General features: G+C 67.9%; 19 protein-coding genes. 3 read left to right on the top strand and 16 right to left on the bottom strand.

Annotated features, from left to right (window positions below; all coding sequences use genetic code 11):
• Positions 1-2 precede the first annotated feature (2 nt).
• From secD to AC0B44_RS04090, 8 genes are all read right to left on the bottom strand, one after another.
• Complete coding sequence (secD, locus tag AC0B44_RS04125; protein ID WP_471901646.1) at positions 3-1862, bottom strand: protein translocase subunit SecD; 1860 nt, start codon at positions 1860-1862, stop codon at positions 3-5.
• A 130-nt stretch (positions 1863-1992) separates the two neighbouring features.
• Positions 1993-2325, bottom strand: a complete 333-nt coding sequence (gene yajC, locus AC0B44_RS04120; RefSeq protein WP_471901645.1) for a preprotein translocase subunit YajC — start codon at positions 2323-2325, stop codon at positions 1993-1995.
• Between the two features lie 142 nt (positions 2326-2467).
• Positions 2468-3595, bottom strand: coding sequence for a Holliday junction branch migration DNA helicase RuvB (gene ruvB / locus AC0B44_RS04115; RefSeq protein ID WP_471901644.1), 1128 nt, complete (start codon positions 3593-3595; stop codon positions 2468-2470).
• The gene (gene ruvA / locus AC0B44_RS04110; protein ID WP_471901643.1) at positions 3592-4191 is read right to left on the bottom strand and encodes a Holliday junction branch migration protein RuvA; all 600 of its coding nucleotides are present in this window, start codon (positions 4189-4191) and stop codon (positions 3592-3594) included. The genes ruvB and ruvA overlap by 4 nt, the downstream gene beginning before the upstream one ends.
• Positions 4188-4766 (bottom strand): crossover junction endodeoxyribonuclease RuvC, encoded by a 579-nt coding sequence (gene ruvC, locus AC0B44_RS04105; RefSeq protein ID WP_471901642.1) that lies wholly within the window; start codon positions 4764-4766, stop codon positions 4188-4190. Before ruvC ends, ruvA begins: the two co-directional genes overlap by 4 nt.
• Before the next feature lie 103 nt (positions 4767-4869).
• On the bottom strand, positions 4870-5622 hold the full coding sequence (locus AC0B44_RS04100; RefSeq protein WP_471901641.1) for a YebC/PmpR family DNA-binding transcriptional regulator: 753 nt from the start codon (positions 5620-5622) through the stop codon (positions 4870-4872).
• A gap of 75 nt (positions 5623-5697) precedes the next feature.
• A complete protein-coding gene (pdxT, locus tag AC0B44_RS04095) occupies positions 5698-6306 on the bottom strand; it encodes a pyridoxal 5'-phosphate synthase glutaminase subunit PdxT (protein WP_471901640.1) in 609 nt (202 codons plus the stop codon).
• 25 nt (positions 6307-6331) lie between these two features.
• Positions 6332-7150, bottom strand: coding sequence for an acyl-CoA thioesterase (locus AC0B44_RS04090; RefSeq protein ID WP_471901639.1), 819 nt, complete (start codon positions 7148-7150; stop codon positions 6332-6334).
• A gap of 140 nt (positions 7151-7290) precedes the next feature.
• On the opposite strand from AC0B44_RS04090, the gene AC0B44_RS04085 reads away from it, so the two are divergent.
• The 3 genes from AC0B44_RS04085 (at position 7291) to AC0B44_RS04075 (ending at position 9650) form a co-directional block, all read left to right on the top strand.
• Positions 7291-8112, top strand: a complete 822-nt coding sequence (locus AC0B44_RS04085; protein ID WP_471901638.1) for an alpha/beta fold hydrolase — start codon at positions 7291-7293, stop codon at positions 8110-8112.
• A complete protein-coding gene (locus tag AC0B44_RS04080) occupies positions 8109-9380 on the top strand; it encodes a SpoIIE family protein phosphatase (protein WP_471901637.1) in 1272 nt (423 codons plus the stop codon). Before AC0B44_RS04085 ends, AC0B44_RS04080 begins: the two co-directional genes overlap by 4 nt.
• Positions 9381-9443: 63 nt before the next feature.
• The gene (locus AC0B44_RS04075) at positions 9444-9650 is read left to right on the top strand and encodes a hypothetical protein (RefSeq protein ID WP_471901636.1); all 207 of its coding nucleotides are present in this window, start codon (positions 9444-9446) and stop codon (positions 9648-9650) included.
• Positions 9651-9713: 63 nt separating this feature from the next.
• On the opposite strand, the gene pdxS is transcribed toward AC0B44_RS04075, so the two are convergent.
• From pdxS to AC0B44_RS04035, 8 genes are all read right to left on the bottom strand, one after another.
• Entirely contained in the window at positions 9714-10616 is a 903-nt protein-coding gene (gene pdxS / locus AC0B44_RS04070; RefSeq protein WP_471901635.1) for a pyridoxal 5'-phosphate synthase lyase subunit PdxS, read from the bottom strand.
• A 139-nt stretch (positions 10617-10755) separates the two neighbouring features.
• Positions 10756-11817, bottom strand: coding sequence for an NUDIX hydrolase (locus tag AC0B44_RS04065; protein ID WP_471901634.1), 1062 nt, complete (start codon positions 11815-11817; stop codon positions 10756-10758).
• On the bottom strand, positions 11814-12941 hold the full coding sequence (locus AC0B44_RS04060) for a glycosyltransferase family 4 protein (protein WP_471901633.1): 1128 nt from the start codon (positions 12939-12941) through the stop codon (positions 11814-11816). Before AC0B44_RS04060 ends, AC0B44_RS04065 begins: the two co-directional genes overlap by 4 nt.
• A complete protein-coding gene (locus tag AC0B44_RS04055; RefSeq protein WP_471901632.1) occupies positions 12942-13844 on the bottom strand; it encodes a phosphatidylinositol mannoside acyltransferase in 903 nt (300 codons plus the stop codon).
• Complete coding sequence (gene pgsA, locus AC0B44_RS04050) at positions 13841-14548, bottom strand: phosphatidylinositol phosphate synthase (RefSeq protein ID WP_471901631.1); 708 nt, start codon at positions 14546-14548, stop codon at positions 13841-13843. Before pgsA ends, AC0B44_RS04055 begins: the two co-directional genes overlap by 4 nt.
• 121 nt (positions 14549-14669) lie before the next feature.
• The gene (locus AC0B44_RS04045) at positions 14670-15266 is read right to left on the bottom strand and encodes an ATP adenylyltransferase (protein WP_471901630.1); all 597 of its coding nucleotides are present in this window, start codon (positions 15264-15266) and stop codon (positions 14670-14672) included.
• A complete protein-coding gene (gene thrS, locus AC0B44_RS04040) occupies positions 15263-17329 on the bottom strand; it encodes a threonine--tRNA ligase (RefSeq protein WP_471901629.1) in 2067 nt (688 codons plus the stop codon). Before thrS ends, AC0B44_RS04045 begins: the two co-directional genes overlap by 4 nt.
• A gap of 147 nt (positions 17330-17476) precedes the next feature.
• Positions 17477-18070, bottom strand: a complete 594-nt coding sequence (locus AC0B44_RS04035) for a DUF742 domain-containing protein (RefSeq protein ID WP_471901628.1) — start codon at positions 18068-18070, stop codon at positions 17477-17479.
• Between the last annotated feature and the right edge of the window lie 164 nt (positions 18071-18234).

The following is an 18234-nucleotide window of genomic DNA, read 5'->3' as shown; positions in this document are numbered from 1 at the left end:
GATCACGCCTCCTTCGCCGCTGTGGCAGCGACCTGGCGCTCGTGCGCCACCTGCTGAATTGCTCCCAGACCGTTCACGCTCGGCTTGGACCAGAACTTCGACCTCGATGCCATGTGGACGAGCGGCCAGGTCACGAGGAAGACCACCACGACGTCCAGGATCGTGGTCAGGCCGAGGGTGAACGCGAAGCCGCGCACCTGACCGACCGCGAGGACGTACAGCACCGCGGCGGCGATGAAGCTCACCGCGTTACCGGACAGGATGGTGCGACGGGCGCGTGCCCAGCCGCGCGGAACGGCGGAGCGGAAGCTCCGGCCTTCCCGGATCTCGTCCTTGATGCGTTCGAAGAAGACCACGAACGAGTCCGCGGTCATGCCGATACCGATGATCAGGCCGGCGATACCCGCGAGGTCGAGGGTGAATCCGATGTACCGGCCGAGGAGGACCATCACGGCGTAGACCGCGAGACCGGACAGGACGAGCGACAGCGCGGTGAGGACCCCGAGCATCCGGTAGTACACCAGGCAGAACAGGAACACCAGGACGAGGCCGACGGCACCGGCGATCAGACCGGCTTCGAGCGACGCGAACCCGAGGGTCGCCGACACGGTCTCCGCTTCGGAAGACACGAACGACAGCGGCAGCGAACCGTACTTGAGAGTGTTCGCGAGTTCGCTCGCCTGAGTGTTGGTGAAGTTGCCGGTGATCGAGGTGGCGCTACCGGCGGGAGTTGCACCCTGGATGACCGGGGCGCTGACCACCTGCGAGTCGAGGGTGAACGCGGCCTGCTTACCGATGTTGGCGGCGGTGAACTGCGCCCACGTGTTGCTGCCCGCGGTGTCGAAGGTCAGGCTGACCTCGTAACGCGACTGCTGGGAGTTGAATCCCGAGCTCGCGTCGGCGATCTGCTGACCGTCGATGATGCTCGGACCGAGCAGGTAGACGGAAGTGTCGTCCGTCGAGCAGGCCACGAGCGGCAGCGCCGGATCGTCGTTGCCTGCGAGCGGGTCGGCCGCAGAGCAGTCGAGCGCGAGAGCCGCTTCCTGCTGGACGACCGGATCGGAGCTCTGACGGGAAGCCTTGGCCGCGGCGATCTGATCGGCTGCTTCGGCCTGCGGGCTGCCGGGAACGGCGTCGGGCGACGTGGACTCGGCGGGCGCGTCGGTAGCCGGGGACTCGGCCGGTGCCTCGGTAGCCGGAGTTTCGGCGGGCGCCTCGGTGTCCGGAGACTCGGCCGGCGCGGGCGCGTCCGTGGGCTCACCCGGTTCGGCGGGAGCGTCGGTGGGGTTCTGCGCCGGGAACGGGCGGCCCTGCGGCTCCGCACCGTCCGTAGCTGGTGCCTGCTCGCTGTCCGGGGCAGGTGACTGCTCGCCGTCCGTGGTCGGGGCTTCCGCAGGTGCGTCCGTCTCCGATTCCGGGGCGGTGGCGCCGTCGGCGGGCGCATCCTCCTCGGTGGGCTGCTGAGCCGCGGAGTTCGAGCTCGCGATCGGGCCCCCGAGAACCGGGCGGATATACAGCCGCGCGGTCTGTCCGAGGGTCTTCGCCTGCGAGCTGTCGTCACCGGGCACCGTGATCACCAGGTTGTCGCCGTCGACGACAACCTCCGAACCCGATACACCGAGCCCGTTCACGCGGGTCTCGATGATCTGCTGGGCCTGCTTCAGGCTTTCCGAGCTCGGGCTGCTGCCGTCCGGGGTGCGCGCTGTGAGCGTCACCCGGGTGCCGCCCTGCAGATCGATGCCGAGTTTGGGAGTCGGCGACTTGTCCCCGGTGAAGAAGACCAATGCATACAGCGCTACCAGGATCACCCCGAACAGGGCGAGCGAACGCGCGGGATGCACCGATCCGTTGGAAGGTGCCACGGTGTGTCAGTCTCCTCGATACGAGTGAGTGGAATCGGTGAAGGCAGCTCTCACAGGCGCGATGCGCACGCGCGGCGGCCACGCAACCGCATCGGCGCCGACAAGGTCTCGGTGCGCCGGCGCGAAGGCGTCAGTGCTCGGTGGGGCGCCCGTCGGACGCGTCGTCCTTGCCGAGCGAGATCTGGCCGCTGTCGTCGACCGGGTTCTGCGCGGGCACGACGCGCTCACGAACGACCAGGCGTGACCAGGTGGTCACCACTCCCGGTGCGATCTCGAGTTCGACGGTGTCGTCGCCGAGCGAGACGACGGTGGCATGCAGACCTGCGGTGGTCATCACGCGGTCGCCGATGCCCAGGGAGTCCTGGAGCTCCGCTACCTTGGCCATTTCCTTCTTCTGACGCCGCACGCCCAGGAAGGTCGGGACGAGCAGGGCGAGAATCAGGAGCGGGAATAGCAGTTCCATCGTTGAAGTCAGTCCTCGGTTGTAGCCAGTGTCGTGGCGGCAGCGCGGCCGGCTCGACGTCGGAATCGGCCTCCACGGACCGATGCAATGAACCAGTGTGCCATTACCTCGCCGCAGACCCTACGACCACGCGGACGGGGCACTACACCCCGGGTGGCCCCGGATGCTCACCGGATCGATCGAGCTGCGGCTCGCGGGCGCGCACCTCGATCCCTCCGGTGGCAGCCTCCGGCGGTGGCGTCAGTCCGAGCTGCAGCCAGGCCGCCGCGGTGGCGACGCGCCCGCGGGGTGTTCGGGCGATCATTCCGGCACGCACGAGGAACGGCTCGCAGACCTCCTCGACGGTGCCGGGCTCCTCACCGACCGCCACGGCCAGTGTCGACACGCCGACCGGCCCACCACCGAAGCTGCGGACCAGTGCGCCGAGCACCGCGCGGTCGAGACGGTCGAGTCCGATGGGGTCGACGTCGTACACCTCGAGGGCCGCGCGGGCGATGTCGCGCGTGACGATGCCGTCGGCCCGGACTTCGGCGTAGTCACGCACCCGGCGCAGCAACCGGTTGGCGATACGCGGTGTGCCGCGTGAACGTCCGGCGATCTCGGCGCTCGCGTCGTCGTGCAACTCGATACCGAGGATCGTGGCCGAGCGCCGCAGGATCAGCTGCAACTCGGCGGGTTCGTAGAAATCCATGTGGGCGGTGAACCCGAACCGGTCGCGCAACGGACCGGTGAGGGCGCCGGAGCGGGTCGTCGCGCCGACGAGGGTGAACGGGGCGACCTCGAGCGGAATGGAGGTGGCTCCGGGCCCCTTGCCCACGACGACGTCGACCCGGAAGTCCTCCATGGCGAGGTAGAGCATCTCCTCGGCGGGGCGCGCGATCCGGTGGATCTCGTCGATGAACAGGACGTCGCCCTCGACGAGGTTCGACAGCATCGCGGCGAGGTCGCCCGCACGCTCGAGAGCCGGCCCCGAGGTCAGCCGCAGCGACGATCCCAGTTCCGCGGCGATGATCATCGCCATGGACGTCTTGCCCAGCCCGGGTGGGCCCGACAGCAGGATGTGGTCGGGCGTGCCGCCACGCATGGTCGCGCCCCGCAGCACGAGTTGGAGTTGTTCGCGCACTCTGGGCTGCCCGATGAAGTCGTCGAGGCTCTTGGGGCGCAGGCTCGCTTCGATGTCCCCGTCGGGAGCGGTGAATGCGGCGGTGACGGGAGAGTCGTGCGGATCGTCGTACGGCGTGCCCTCGTCGGCGAGGTCGTCGCCGGTCACCGCGACTTACCCAACAGCGACAGGGCCGCCCGCAGCGCGGTCGGCGTATCGGCGTCCGGCGTGTCGGTCAGCACCGTGTCGGTGGACTGCTCCGCCTGCTTGAGCGGGAAACCGAGTCCGACGAGCGCTTCGACGACCTGCTCGCGCATCGGCGAAGCCGGCACCGTGGACAACTGCGCGGTGCCGTTGCCGCCGAATGCCGCGACCTTGTCGCGCAGTTCGACGATCATCCGTTCCGCGCCGCGTTTGCCGATGCCGGGAACGCGGGTGAGCGCGGCGGTGTTGCCCTCGGAGAGCGCCGCGCGCAGCGCATCGGGTTCGAGGACGGCGAGGGTCGCCATCGCCAGCCGGGGACCCACACCGGACACCGTCAGCAGGAGCCCGAACAGATCGCGTGCATCGGGATCGGCGAATCCGAACAGTGTCATAGAGTCTTCCCGCACGATCATCGCGGTCATCAGTCGCGTGTGCTCGCCTCGTCGCATGGTCGCGAGGGTCGCGGGCGTCGCGTTGACGCGATAGCCCAGCCCCGCGGACTCGATGACGACGTGGTCGAGTGCGATCTCGAGGACCTCGCCGCGGACGGAGGAGATCACCGTGTTCCTGCCTTCCGGGCTGCGGTCTGCTCCCGCAACCGTGCCTCGTAACGTCGTTTCTGTTCTGCCGCAGCCGCTTCCGCCGCGGCCATCCGAGCCATCATCGGTGCTCGCCAGCAATGGCAGATCGCCAGGGCCAGGGCGTCGGCGGCGTCGGCGGGTTTGGGTGCCTGCGCCAGTCCGAGAATCCGGGTGACCATCGCGGTCACCTGTTTCTTGTCGGCTCCGCCGTTGCCGGTGACCGCGGACTTCACCTGGCTGGGCGTGTGGAACATGACGGGTATTCCGCGTCGCGCCGCCGAGAGTGCGACCACTCCCCCGGCCTGCGCCGTGCCCATCGCCGTACGCACATTGTTCTGGGAGAAGACCCGTTCGACGGCGACGACCTCGGGCCGGTACCGGTCGAGCCAGGTTTCGGCCGCGTCGGAGATCTGCAGCAAGCGTGCGGCGAGGTCGAGGTCGGTGGGGGTCCGGATCACGTCGACGGCCACGGCGGTGACCTCGCGGCCCCGGCCTGTGTCCACGACCCCGAATCCGCACCTCGTCAGCCCCGGGTCGACACCCATCACACGCACCCGTCATACCCCTCACGCACTACGAACAGTTGTTCGATAGCGTATCGGAAGGGCTCCGACGTCCGCCGGTCCGACACGCGATCGGGCCGGCGGACGTACGGGTTCAGTCCTCGAGTTCGGCGAGGACCTCGTCGGAGACGTCGACGTTGGTGTAGACGTTCTGCACGTCGTCGCAGTCTTCGAGCGCGTCGACGAGCTTGAACACCTTGCGGGCGCCCTCGGCGTCGACGGGCACCTCGACGGACGCACGGAAATCCGGGTCGGCCGAGTCGTAGTCGACGCCTGCGTCCACCAGCGCGGTCCGCACGGGGATGAGGTCGCCGGCTTCGGAGACGATCTCGAACTGGTCGCCCAGGTCGTTGATCTCCTCGGCACCCGCGTCGAGCACGATTTCGAGGATCTCGTCCTCGGAATGTTCGCCCTTGTCGAGCACGACGACACCCTTACGGGTGAACAGGTAGGCCACCGAGCCGGGATCGGCCATGTTCCCACCGTTGCGGGTCATGGCGGTACGGACCTCGCCCGCGGCGCGGTTCCGGTTGTCGGTCAGGCACTCGATCAGCACCGCGACACCGTTGGGGCCGTAGCCCTCGTACATGATGGTCTGCCAGTCGGCGCCGCCGGCTTCTTCGCCGCCGCCGCGCTTACGGGCACGCTCGATGTTGTCGTTCGGGACCGAGCTCTTCTTCGCCTTCTGGATGGCGTCGAACAACGTCGGATTACCGGCGGGGTCACCACCACCCGTCCGGGCTGCCACCTCGATGTTCTTGATGAGTTTTGCGAACATCTTCCCGCGCTTGGCGTCGATGACCGCCTTCTTGTGCTTGGTGGTGGCCCATTTGGAGTGGCCGCTCATTCGCTTGGAGCCCCTTCCGGCGAGGTGACGTCGGATCGCTACCGACTGTTCGGAGAGTCGATTCTACCTGCCGGATCACGCGTGTACGCGCACCGCGTCGACGAAGAGCCGGTGCACCCGCAGATCACCACCCACCTCCGGGTGGAACGACGTGGCGAACACCGCGCCCTGGCGTACCGCCACGGCCCGCCCGGCAGCGGGTCCGGTGGGCACCGTGGCGAGGACTTCGACCCCCGGTCCGGTTCGCTCCACCCACGGAGCCCGGATGAACACGGCCCGCACCGGGCCACCCTCGATGCCCGTCATGTCGAGGTTCTCCTCGAAGGAATCGACCTGCCGCCCGAAGGCGTTGCGGCGCACCGTGATGTCGAGTGCGTCAAGGTGCTCGGCGTCCGGCCTCGTGTCGAGCACCTCGGAAGCGAGCAGGATCATCCCGGCGCACGAACCGTACGCGGGCATGCCCGCCGCCAGTCGCGACCGCAGCGGGTCGAGCAGGTCGAACACCCGCAGCAACCGGCTCATCGTCGTGGACTCCCCGCCCGGGATCACCACCGCGTCGACGGCGTCGAGTTCGCTCTCCCGGCGCAGCGCGATCGTGCGGGCACCGGCGGATTCGAGTGCCGCGCGATGCTCCCGCACGTCGCCCTGCAGAGCCAGAACACCGATGGTCGGCGTGGTGGTCATGTCGTCCCCTCTCGTGGGAAGCCGCCTACGGCCGCGGGGTGCGGCTCAGGCCTTCCTGCACCACGGCGGCGACGAATTGCCCACGGCTGTCGAAGATTCTGCCCTGTGTCAGCGCGCGCCCGAATCCCGCTGCCGGGGAGGTCTGGTCGTAGAGCAGCCAGTCGTCGGCACGGAAGGGGCGCAGGAACCACATGGCGTGGTCGAGTGAGGCGCCCTGGATGTCCTCGTCGCGGTGGATGACCATCGACGAACCGAGCAACGTCATGTCGCTCATGTACGCGAGCGTGCACACGTGCAGAACCGGGTCGTCCGGGAGCGGGAGACGCGATCGGAACCACAACTGCTGCTGGGACGCCGACCCGTCGCGCCGCACGATGCGATCCTGCGGCACGAACCGGAATTCCCATTCCGACCATTCGCGGTGCACCCAGCGGTACTCGGGATCGGGCGAATCCATCGCGTCGGTCAGGTCGCCGGGCATCGGCACCGCCGGCATCGCATCCTGATGCTCGATGCCGTGGTCCTCGATGTGGAACGACGCCGACATGGTGAAGATCGCCTTGCCGTCCTGGATCGCGGTGACCCGCCGCGTGGCGAACGAGCGTCCGTCCCGCATGCGTTCGACCTGGTAGACGATGCTCTTCTCGGGGTTTCCCGGCCGCAGAAAGTAGCCGTGCAGAGAATGGACGCCGAATGTCGGGTCGACCGTGCGCACAGCCGACACAAGCGATTGACCGGCCACCTGACCGCCGAATGTCCGCTGCAGCAACGTCTCGGTGGCGATACCCCGGAAGATGTCGTTCTCGATCTGTTCCAGTGCCAGGATGTCTTCGATCTTCGCCATGTGGGCCCCTTCTCCGCTGCGTACCGTTGAAGGCTAGCCGGGGGCGAACGAGGCGATGCAGGTCGACTCCGTCGATCGGCGCACATGCGTGCTCCGGCCGAGACGCGATCTGTGGCAGTCTCTCTCCGAGGGAGGGGAACATGGGTAACGACGTGCGCACGCTCAGCAGGAACCACGTCACCGTGACCGGACGCCGAGGCGCGCCGGTCATCGTGCTGGCGCACGGTTTCGGGTGCGATCAGAGCCTGTGGTGTCTCGTCGTCCCCACCCTCGAACAGGACTTCACGGTGGTGCGGTTCGATCACGTCGGTTCGGGTCGCTCGGATACCTCGGCGTGGAGCGCGTCGCGTTACTCGACCATGGACAGTTACGCCGAGGACGTGCTCGAGGTGTGCCGCGCCCTCGACCTCGGACCCGTTGTCTTCGTGGGGCATTCCGTCAGCGCCATGATGGGGGTCCTGGCCGCCGCGCGCGAGCCCGATCTCTTCGCCGGCCTGGTTCTGCTCGTGCCGTCGCCGTGCTTCATCGACGACCCGGCAACGGGATACCGAGGCGGATTCAGCGCCGCGGACATCGACGAACTCCTCGAGGCCCTGGAAGCGAACTACCTGGGTTGGTCGGGCGCGATGGCCCCGGTGATCATGGGGAATCCGGACCGTCCGGTTCTCGGCGACGAACTCACCGACCTCTTCTGCCGGACCGACCCCGAGATCGCCCGCGTCTTCGCGCGAGTGACCTTCCTGTCCGACAACCGCGACGATCTGGGCGCGGTCACGGTGCCCAGCCTGATCGTGCAGTGCTCGCGCGACGCCATCGCACCCCGGGAGGTCGGAGAGTTCGTCCACGCCGGCATCGAAGGCAGCGAACTCGTCACCCTCGACGCGACCGGCCATTGCCCCCAGCTCAGCGCGCCGGAGGAGACGGCGGCCGCGATCGCCGAGTTCACGTCACGTGTCGGATGACGAACGCACCTGATCCCGACGATCCCCTCGCCGCGACGTCCGCGGAGAGTCTCGCGGAGAGCGCGGGGAATCTCGCGGAGAGCGCGGAGAGCCTGTACGAGAACGCTCCGTGCGGATACATGACGACCCTGCCCGACGGGCGGATCGTCAAGATCAACACCACACTTCTGGGCTGGCTGGGCTACCCGCGTGACGACCTGGTGGGGCGGCGATACTTCTCCGACCTGCTGTCGGTGGGTGGACGCATCTACCACGAGACCCATTTCGCGCCCCTGCTCCTGCTCCACGGGGAAATCGGCGGCATCGCACTGGAATTGACGACGGCGAGCGGATCGAGACTTCCCGTTCTGGTGACGTCGAACCTCGAGCGGGACTCGTCGGGACGGCCCGTGCTCGTCCGGACGACGCTGTTCGACGCGCGGGAGCGGCGTGCGTACGAAGTGGAGTTGCTGCGGGCCAGGCGTGAAGCCGACAAGGAACGCGAACGACTTCAGCGCATCACCGCGGTCCTGCAGACCACCCTGCTGCCACCGGCACTGCCCGAGGTACCCGGACTGGGGGTCGCCGCCCACTACCACATCGCGTCGCCGGACGAGGTCGGCGGCGATTTCTACGACCTGTTCCCACTGGGCTCCGTTTCGTGGGGCCTGTACCTGGGCGATGTGTGCGGCAAGGGGTCGCGGGCGGCGGTCGCAACGTCGATGGTCCGGTACACACTGCGGGCCGCTGCGGTACACGAACCCGACCCGACCGCGGTTCTCACCACACTCAACACCGCGTTCCTGGAGGAACGCGGACGCGAAAGTCGCGACGGCGAACCCCGAGCGCCGTTCTGCACCATAGTGTTCGGCACGATCGTTCCCGACGAACGCCGAGGGAGCTTCGTCGTCTCGCTGGCGACGGGGGGCCACCCTCCGGCCGTGCTGATGCGAGCCGACGGCACCGCCGATTATCTGCCGACCGTCGGAGGACACCCGGTCGGCATGCTCGACGATCCACGGTTCGTCACCGCGCAGGTGAGGCTCGACCCGGGTGACACGCTGCTGCTCTACACCGACGGAATCACCGAGGCCCGGGTGCCCGAGACCGTCCAGGACCGATTCGGCGAGGAGTTGTTTCTCGACTTCGTCCGGGCGAGCGCGCCGACGACCGCCACCGATGCCGTCGCCGCGGTGCGGAATCTGCTCGGCGAACTCGGATCCGGTGTCCAGGACGACGTCGCGGTGATGGCAATCCACGCACCCCGCCCCAGCACCGCAGCGATCTAGACAAACTGGACCGGTAGGCCGGTTCTGCTGCCGACCCCCGTGCGGAGCGAGCAGAATGCAGCCATGGCCGATCCGGGACATAACCGCCATCACCGCGACGATCCGCAACGAACGCCGCTGTACGGCGTCCTGATGATCATCGTGGCGCTCGCGGCCGCCATCGCGGTGAGTTTCTACGGCCCGGTGTGGCTCCGGATCGTGGTCTACATCCTCGCTGTCGCGGTGATCGCCGTGGGATTCGTGTTCACGTTGCGGGACTACTCCAGATAACGCGCATCGCGCCGCCGGACCCTGTGTGCCGTCCGGACGGGCGACGCTACGCGGCGGAGGCGATCACCAGCCGCGTTCGGCAAGCCGATGGGGCTCCGGGATCTCGTCGACGTTGATGCCGACCATCGCCTCGCCGAGGCCGCGCGACACCTTCGCCAGCACATCGGGGTCGTCGTGGAAGGTGGTGGCCTTGACGATCGCGGCCGCACGCTGCGCCGGATTCCCGGACTTGAAGATGCCGGACCCGACGAAGACGCCCTCCGCGCCGAGTTGCATCATCATCGCCGCATCGGCGGGGGTGGCGATACCACCGGCGGTGAACAGGGTGACCGGCAGCTTTCCTGCCTTCGCAACCTCGACGACGAGATCGTAGGGCGCCTGTAGTTCCTTCGCGGCGACGAACAGTTCGTCTTCGGGAAGGGAGCCGAGCCGCCGGATGTCCTGGCGGATCCGCCGCATGTGGGTGGTGGCGTTCGAGACGTCGCCCGTTCCCGCCTCGCCCTTCGAGCGGATCATGGCGGCACCCTCGTTGATCCGCCGCAATGCCTCGCCGAGGTCGGTGGCACCACAGACGAACGGCACAGTGAAAGCGAACTTGTCGATGTGGTGCGCGTAGTCGGCCGGTGTGAGCACCTCCGACTCGTCGATGTAGTCGACTCCGAGGGACTGCAGGATCTGCGCCTCCACGAAATGACCGATTCGCGCCTTGGCCATCACCGGGATGGAAACGGCATCGATGATCCCGTCGATCATGTCGGGGTCGCTCATGCGGGAGACCCCGCCCTGCGAGCGGATGTCCGCGGGAACCCGCTCGAGGGCCATGACCGCGACGGCTCCGGCGTCCTCCGCGATCTTGGCCTGCTCGGGCGTGACAACGTCCATGATCACCCCGCCCTTGAGCATTTCGGCCATGCCGCGCTTGACGCGGGAGGTGCCGGTGACGGAGGTGGATTCTGGGGTGCTCACTGCGGGACTCCTCGAAGAGGTCGACATCGACACGCATTGGCACGGAATCGGCCTGCGCGATACGGCGAGTCTATGGACGGGCACCCCTGCCGCCCATAGCCAGTCACGGGACGCTGGCCTTGCCGTTCGTCCCTGAACGTCAGCGGATGGCGCGCACTTCCGGTTCGCGGTGCCGGGCTGCGACCGCACGCGCTTCGTCGAGCAACTGCGGCAGGTCCTGGGGATACACGGACTCTCCCGCCCGGACGAGTTCGCGCACGCCGGCCGGGTCGAACCACCTGTGCTCCAGGTGCATCCGGCGCTCGAGTTCGGTGAAACCGTCCGCGCCGGGCTCGAAAGCCGGAACCTGCACGGCGAAGAACAGTTCCTCCGAGTGGAGTACCTCCCCGTCGAACGGGAACACCGCGACGCGCCGCCACATGGGGCCGAACACCTGCTCGGGTTCGACGTGAAGTCCGGTCTCCTCGGTGATTTCCCGAATGGCCGCGTCCAGCAGGCTTTCCCCCGGCTCCACCGCCCCGCCGACCGTGAACCAGAAATGCGAGTCGGGGGTCGCCGGGTCGTGTCCACGCAGGAGCAGCACCCGTCCCGCCTCGTCGAGCAGCACCACCCGCGCCGACGTACGCAGGCGGTCGGGAACCGGCGCCGGCTCGGACGGCTGGGGGCGCACCGCGGCGGGCTGAGCGGACACCGGGACGGATGTGCCCGCGCGCTCGGCGATTTCGAAGTAGGTCGGCAACGGGGCCGTGCCTCCGAGGTGCAGCCACTGCACCGTGCGACGGGTTCGCAGCGCCAGCGTGTCGCGCACCGCGTCGTTGTGGAATCGGCGGGCGATCAGCACGCGGGCTTCGGCGTCGGCGAGTTCGGCGACGAGCGGGGACCGCAGCCGATCGGTGTCGACCTTGGCCAGGGCCGCGGACAATGCGTTCTCCGCGGCTTCCCGGTGGGTGTGATCGGCGCGTTCGGCCACGTCGGCGAGATGCGCCAGACTGCGGCCTTCCGCGGCCGAGATGGACGCGGCGATACTCCTCGCCACCACGGCGCGTCGTGCCAGCGCGGCATCGAGCGCGAACCACGACAGGTCCGAGCGCACGTGGAGCCGGTCGAGTCGGTTCGCGACGGAATACGCCCAAAACCCCACGGCCAGAACGAGCGCCGCCACGAGGGCGAGAACGAGGATCGTCAGTGCACTGAGTGTCATGAGCGCACCTCGCGTACGCGTCCGGCGCCGACCGTGACCGTCTCGTAGACGCGCAGGATCTGTTCGGCGACCACCGGCCAGTCGTAACAGCCGACGATCTCCGAGCCCGCCTCCACGAGTGCGTCACGACGCGCGTCGTCGTCGAGAACCTCGAGGATCCCCTGCGCGAGCGCATGCGAATCCCCTACGGGGACGAGGACACCGGCGCGTCCGTCGCGCAGCACACGACGGAATGCGTCCAGTTCGGAGGCGACGACAGCGGTGCCCGCCGCGAGCGCCTCCACGAGGACGATGCCGAAACTCTCCCCGCCGAGGTTCGGGGCGCAGTACACGTCGGCGGCGCGCATCGCGGCGGCCTTCTCGTCGTCGTCGACCTGTCCGAGCAGGCGGAGGTGACGCGCGTTCGGCCCGGCGTCCTTGCGCAGTTTGTCCTCGTCGCCGCGGCCCACCACCAGGATCTCGATGTCGGGATAGCGCGCGACGAGCGTGGGAAGGGCTCCGAGAAGCACTTCCATGCCCTTGCGGGGTTCGTCGTATCTGCCGAGGAACAGCACCGTTCGGCCCGCGCGCGGGTAGCCGGGCAGCGGCGGAGTGTGCCGGAAGAACGGGACGTCCACACCGTTGGGGATCTCCACCGCGTCCGCGCCGAGCGAGTTGACCTGCCAGCGACGCGCCAGTTCGGACACGGCGATGCGACCGGTGATCTTCTCGAGGTAGGGCTGCAGCACTCCCTGGAATGCGCTCAGCGCCAGCGATTTGGTTGTGGACGTGTGGAACGTCGCGACGATCGGGCCCTCCGCGATCTTGAGGGCGAGCATGGACAGGCTCGGTGCGTTGGGCTCGTGGATGTGCAGGACGTCGAAGTTGTTCTCGTTGATCCAGCGCCGCACTCGCGCGTACGAGACGGGCCCGAAGCTCAGCCGTGCCACCGACCCGTTGTAGGGAATTCCCACTGCGCGCCCCGCGGAGGTCACGAAGTCCGGCAGCACCGTCTCTTCCGATGCCGGCGCGAGGACGCTGACGTCGTGGCCGCGTGCGATGAGCACCTCGGCGAGGTCGGCGACGTGCGCCTGCACGCCTCCGGGTACGTCGAACGAGTAGGGGCAGACCATTCCGATCTTCACTTACGCCTCCATTCGGGCGCGGCGAGCCTCGGACAAGTCGTCGAGCCACAACGGCTGCAGCATGTGCCAGTCTGCCGGGTGGTCGGCGATGTCGGCGGCGAACCGGTCGGCGAGAGCCTGGGTCGCCTCCTCCACCCCGCCGGTCACGTCGAGCTCCGGATGCACGCGGAATCCCCATCCGTCGTCGGTGAACCAGCAATGGACGGGCAGCAACGCCGCGCCGGTGTCGAGTGCGAGCTTCGCAGGCCCGGCAGGCATCCGTGTCGGTTCGCCGAAGAAGGTGACCGGGACGCCCTTCCTGGCGAGGTCGCGTTCGCCGAGCAAGCAGACCACCTTGTTCTCGCGAAGCCGTTCGGCGAGTTCGACGAACGGCGGAGTCTCCCCGCCGGTCAGCGGAAAGATTTCGAAGCCCAGCCCCTCGCGGTATTCGACAAACCGTTTGTACAGCGCTTCGGGGCGCAATCGCTCGGCCACAGTCGCCAGGCTCCCGGTATGCCGCACGCACCACACTCCGGCGAGGTCCCAGTTACCGCTGTGCGGCAGGGCCAGGATCGCGCCTCGCCCCGAGGCGAGCGCTGCGTCGAGGTGCTCGCGTCCTTCGATGACGTGATCGATCGCCGAGGCCATCTCGTCGAGATTCATCGACGGCAACCGGAAAGCTTCCCGCCAGTAGCGGGCATAGGACCTCAGCGACGCGCGGACGAGTTCGTCCGGCACCTGCTCCGGAGTCGTTGCCAGCACCCGGGCCAGGTTGCGGCGCAGTTGTTCTGGTCCCCCACCGCGGCGCGCGAAGTAATCGGCACCGGTGTCGAACAGACGCTGGGCGACCCGCTCGGGGAGCGCGCGCACGACCCGCCACCCTGCTGCGTACCCGAGGTCCGCGCCGCGATCGGCGAGCCTCATCGGTCGTCCTCCGTGCCGGAGGACGCCGCAGGGCCGGAGTCCTCCGGGCCGGTGGACTCTGCTGGGCCGGCGGAAGTCGCGGGAGCTATCGGAAGCAATTCCCGCGCGCTGGGCGAGTTGCGGACCGCGAGAACACGCTGGAAGACCGTGATCACCGAGCCTGCCGCGAGCAGCCACATGGCGATGTGGATCGCCCAGTCCAGACCCAGACCGGTGAATCCCGCACCGACGAGGACGATGACGAGACGGTCGGGGCGTTCGATCAACCCGCCGTCGGCCGAGAGGCCGCTCGCCTCTGCTCTTGCCTTCGCGTAGGAGATGACCTGGGAGCACACCAGGCAGATCAGCGTCGCCACGAACAACGGGCGGCTTTCCTCGTGATAGACCGCCCACCACGCCAGACCTGCGAAGATCGCGCCGTCGGCGACGCGGTCGCACGTCGCGTCGAGGACCGCTCCGAAGCGGGTGCCGCCACCACGTGCGCGCGCCATTGCCCCGTCGAGCATGTCGAACATGACGAAGATCCAGATCGCCAGCGCACCCCAGAACAACTGGCCGATCGGGAAGAGGGTGACCGCCGCGACGATCGTCGCGATCGTTCCGATGACGGTGACGGCATCGGGCGTCAGTCCGGTTCGGATCAACGCCTTGCCGAGCGGCGCGGTGGCCTTCGACACCGACGCGCGCCCGAAGAAGCTCAGCATTGCTCGACCCCCGTTTTTCGATTCGACCGGTGTGTCCGGGACACGATCCTGCCACGGCCGGGAAGCCGGTGGTCGACGCAACCGCCGACAGGTGCGGGCACCTGCAGTGAGAGTGAGTTTCTCACTCGTCCCAGGCCGACGCCAGGAGTGCTCGGGTGTCGCGCAGCAATTGCACCATCACCTTGGAACCGCCGAGCACGGTGATGAAGTTGGCGTCGCCGCCCCAGCGCGGCACCACATGCAGATGCAGGTGCTCGGACAGGGAGCCTCCCGCGGCGGCACCGAGGTTGAGACCGACGTTGAAGCCGTGCGGCCGGGACACCTTCTTGATCACCTGGAGGGCGCGCTGCGCGAACGCCATCAGTTCGGCGCTCTCCTCGGGGGTCAGATCCTCGAGGTTCGCCACCCTCCGGTACGGCACGACCATCAGGTGTCCGGGGTTGTACGGATACAGGTTGAGCACCGCGTACACGTGCTCACCACGGGCGACGACGAGCCCTTCCTCGTCCGGCATCTTGGGGATGTCGGTGAACGGTTCGTACGGTTCGCCGCTCGCACGGGGCGACTCGGTGATGTACGACATGCGGTGCGGAGACCACAGTCGCTGCAGGTGGTCGCGCTCGCCTACTCCGCGGTCGACGAGGGAGTCGGTGGTGTCCTCCGCTCCTGACGCCTGCTCGGTCTGCTCACCCTGCTCGTCGGTACGGTCGCCGGTCACGGCTGCCCGTCCGCCCCGACCGGCTGCACCAGCTCGGCCGTCGGCGAGGCGTTCTCCCGGCGGCGCACCCACTCGACGACGGTCCGCACGGCCTCGTCGACGGGCACTCCGTTGATCTGGGTGCCGTCGCGGAACCGGAAGCTCACCGCGCCGGCCGCGACGTCGCGCTCCCCGGCGAGGAGCATGAACGGCACCTTCTGGGTGGTGTGCGTGCGGATCTTCTTCTGCATCCGGTCGTCCGAGATGTCGACCTCGGCGCGGATGCCCTCGGACTTCAGCGCGGCGACGACGGCGAAGAGGTGGTCCTCGAAGTCGGCGGCGACGGGGATGCCGACGACCTGCACCGGGGAGAGCCACGCCGGGAAGGCACCCGCATAGTGCTCGGTGAGGACACCGAAGAACCGCTCGATCGAGCCGAACAGAGCACGGTGGATCATCACGGGACGGTGCTTGGCGCCGTCGGATCCGGTGTACTCGAGCTCGAACCGTTCCGGCAGGTTGAAGTCGAGCTGGATGGTGGACATCTGCCAGTTGCGCCCGAGCGCATCGGTGACCTGCACCGAGATCTTCGGGCCGTAGAACGCGGCGCCGCCCGGATCGGGGACGAGGTGCAGACCGGAGGCTTCCGCGACCTCGCGCAGCGTGTCGGTGGCGGTCTCCCACAGCTCGTCGCTACCGACGAACTTCTTCGGGTTCTTCGTCGACAACTCGAGGTAGTAGTCGTCGAGTCCGTAGTCCCGGAGCACGTCGAGGATGAAGTTCAGCACCGTGGTGAGTTCGTCGCGCATCTGCTCCGGCGTGCAGAAGATGTGCGCGTCGTCCTGCGTCATTCCCCGCACGCGGGTCAGGCCGTGGACGACGCCCGACTTCTCGTAGCGGTATACGGAGCCGAACTCGAACATTCGCAGCGGAAGCTCACGGTACGACCGCCCGCGGGACCGGAAGACCAGGTTGTGCATCGGGCAGTTCATCGGCTTGAGGTAGTAGTCCTGGCCGGGCTTGCGGATCGTGCCGTCGTCGTTGAGTTCCTCGTCGATGTGCATCGCCGGGAACATGCCGTCGCGGTACCAGTCGAGGTGACCGGAGACCTCGAAAAGATGGCCCTTGGTGATGTGCGGGGTGTTGACGAAGTCGTATCCGGCGGCGACGTGGCGTTCGCGGGAGTAGTTCTCCATTTCCTGCCGGATGATGCCGCCCTTGGGGTGGAACACGGGCAGGCCCGAACCGAGTTCGTCGGGGAACGAGAACAGGTCCAATTCGGCGCCGAGCTTGCGGTGGTCGCGCCGTTCTGCCTCGGCGAGCAGTTCGAGGTGCCGGTCGAGGGCTTCGGTGGATTCCCACGCGGTGCCGTAGATGCGCTGCAGGTCGGCGTTGTCCTGGTCGCCGCGCCAGTACGCGGCGGAACTGCGGGTGAGCTTGAACGCCGGGATGTACTTGGTGGTCGGCAGATGCGGACCCCGGCAGAGGTCCTTCCAGACGAGTTCGCCGGTGCGCGGGTTGAGGTTGTCGTAGATCGTCAGCTCGTTACCGCCGACCTCCATGATCTCGGGATCGTCGATTCCGGACTTGTCGTCGATGAGTTCGAGCTTGAAAGGCTCGTCGGCGAGTTCTTCACGGGCGTCGGCGATGTCGGCAACGACGCGACGGGAGAAGCGCTGCGCGTCCTTGACGATCTTCTTCATGCGCTTCTCGAGCTTGGCGAGATCCTCGGGCGTGAAGGGGCGATCGACCTTGAAGTCGTAGTAGAAGCCGTCCTTGATGGGCGGTCCGATGCCGAGTTTCGCCTCCGGGAACTCCTGCTGGACGGCCTGCGCGAGGACGTGGGCTGCGGAGTGCCGGATGACGCTGCGTCCGTCTTCGGTGTCCGCGCCGACGGCTTCGACCTCGACGTCCTGGTCCGGCACCCACGCGAGATCGCGCAGTGCACCGTCGGCGTCGCGGACGACGACCACCATGTCGGGTCCCTTGAGCGGCAATCCCGCCTCACGTACGGCGGCGCCCGCACTGGTTCCAGCCGGCACCCGGACGAGCGTGGCTGATTTCGCGGATGCGGGCGTGGTCACGGTGGTGAACTCCTCGGCTCGATGCCTGATACAGGGTGTCGCCCGCGCGAAGACGTGCGCGACGGCAACCCCTACATGCTATCGACATTCACTCCGCCGACGAACACAGGGCGTCACGGACCGCGGACGCCCCCGGAGCGACGAACGTCAGATCCCGTGCAGGCCGACGAGTACGCGCTCGAGCAGATCGACATTGGGGCCCACCTGATCGACCGTGCGATGCACCGTGAGTTCTCCTGTTGCGGCGAGATCGCCCACGAGGACCCGCGCGACTCCGAGCGGGATCCCGGCGAGGGCTGCCACCTCCATGATGGAGCGTGGCTGCGCGCACAGGTCCAGTACCGTCCGGTGCTCCTGGAGTGCGAATCCTCGTTCGCTTCCCTGCGCGGAGGGCACCGCGGACACGAGCGCTTCGAGCGGAAGCTCGACCTCTGCACGGGTGCGTCCGCCGATCCGCACGAACGGCCGCACGAACGACGACGTCTCTGGCTGGTCCATGTCCTCGTTTCCCACATCGATCTCGGATCCCCTGTTGCCACCGGACACTGCCGATCGCGCGGCAGGAATACCGTCCCCCACCTCGACCGGTCCGGAAACCTCACCCGGATCCGGTACGTCCGCCGGCCGACCGCGCTGAGCGAGTTCGGCGCCGGTCCTGTTCCGGCGCTGCCGGGACCGAGCCGAGCCGAACCTGGCACCGGTGGCCCCGACGACCGGCCATTCACCGTCCGCAACACTCATCTAGGGAGCACCCCCTCCTGGGACGAGGTCAATCCTGCCATCAAACGCTCGTGCGGGCGCCGGTGGCCGCGAAAGCGGGACTCCGCCGACAAGCATGGAAAGTAAGCACCCTCCAGCACCATCGGCCGCATCATGCCCAACTGTTACACGCAACAATACGAACA

It is taken from the genome of Rhodococcus sp. NPDC019050 (genome assembly GCF_055664235.1).
Note: the sequence above shows the minus strand (reverse complement) of the source record. Positions and strands in the feature narration are given on the sequence as shown.

Excerpts from the sequence above, each read along its gene's own strand:
- AC0B44_RS04055 (WP_471901632.1), bottom strand. The coding sequence starts at position 13,844 with ATGAGGCTCGCCGATCGCGGCGCGGACCTCGGGTACGCAGCAGGGTGG.
- AC0B44_RS04075 (WP_471901636.1), top strand. The coding sequence starts at position 9,444 with ATGGCCGATCCGGGACATAACCGCCATCACCGCGACGATCCGCAACGA.
- AC0B44_RS04100 (WP_471901641.1), bottom strand. The coding sequence starts at position 5,622 with ATGAGCGGCCACTCCAAATGGGCCACCACCAAGCACAAGAAGGCGGTC.
- yajC (WP_471901645.1), bottom strand. The coding sequence starts at position 2,325 with ATGGAACTGCTATTCCCGCTCCTGATTCTCGCCCTGCTCGTCCCGACC.
- AC0B44_RS04080 (WP_471901637.1), top strand. The coding sequence starts at position 8,109 with ATGACGAACGCACCTGATCCCGACGATCCCCTCGCCGCGACGTCCGCG.
- AC0B44_RS04065 (WP_471901634.1), bottom strand. The coding sequence starts at position 11,817 with ATGACACTCAGTGCACTGACGATCCTCGTTCTCGCCCTCGTGGCGGCG.
- AC0B44_RS04035 (WP_471901628.1), bottom strand. The coding sequence starts at position 18,070 with ATGAGTGTTGCGGACGGTGAATGGCCGGTCGTCGGGGCCACCGGTGCC.
- AC0B44_RS04085 (WP_471901638.1), top strand. The coding sequence starts at position 7,291 with ATGGGTAACGACGTGCGCACGCTCAGCAGGAACCACGTCACCGTGACC.
- pdxT (WP_471901640.1), bottom strand. The coding sequence starts at position 6,306 with ATGACCACCACGCCGACCATCGGTGTTCTGGCTCTGCAGGGCGACGTG.
- AC0B44_RS04090 (WP_471901639.1), bottom strand. The coding sequence starts at position 7,150 with ATGGCGAAGATCGAAGACATCCTGGCACTGGAACAGATCGAGAACGAC.
- pgsA (WP_471901631.1), bottom strand. The coding sequence starts at position 14,548 with ATGCTGAGCTTCTTCGGGCGCGCGTCGGTGTCGAAGGCCACCGCGCCG.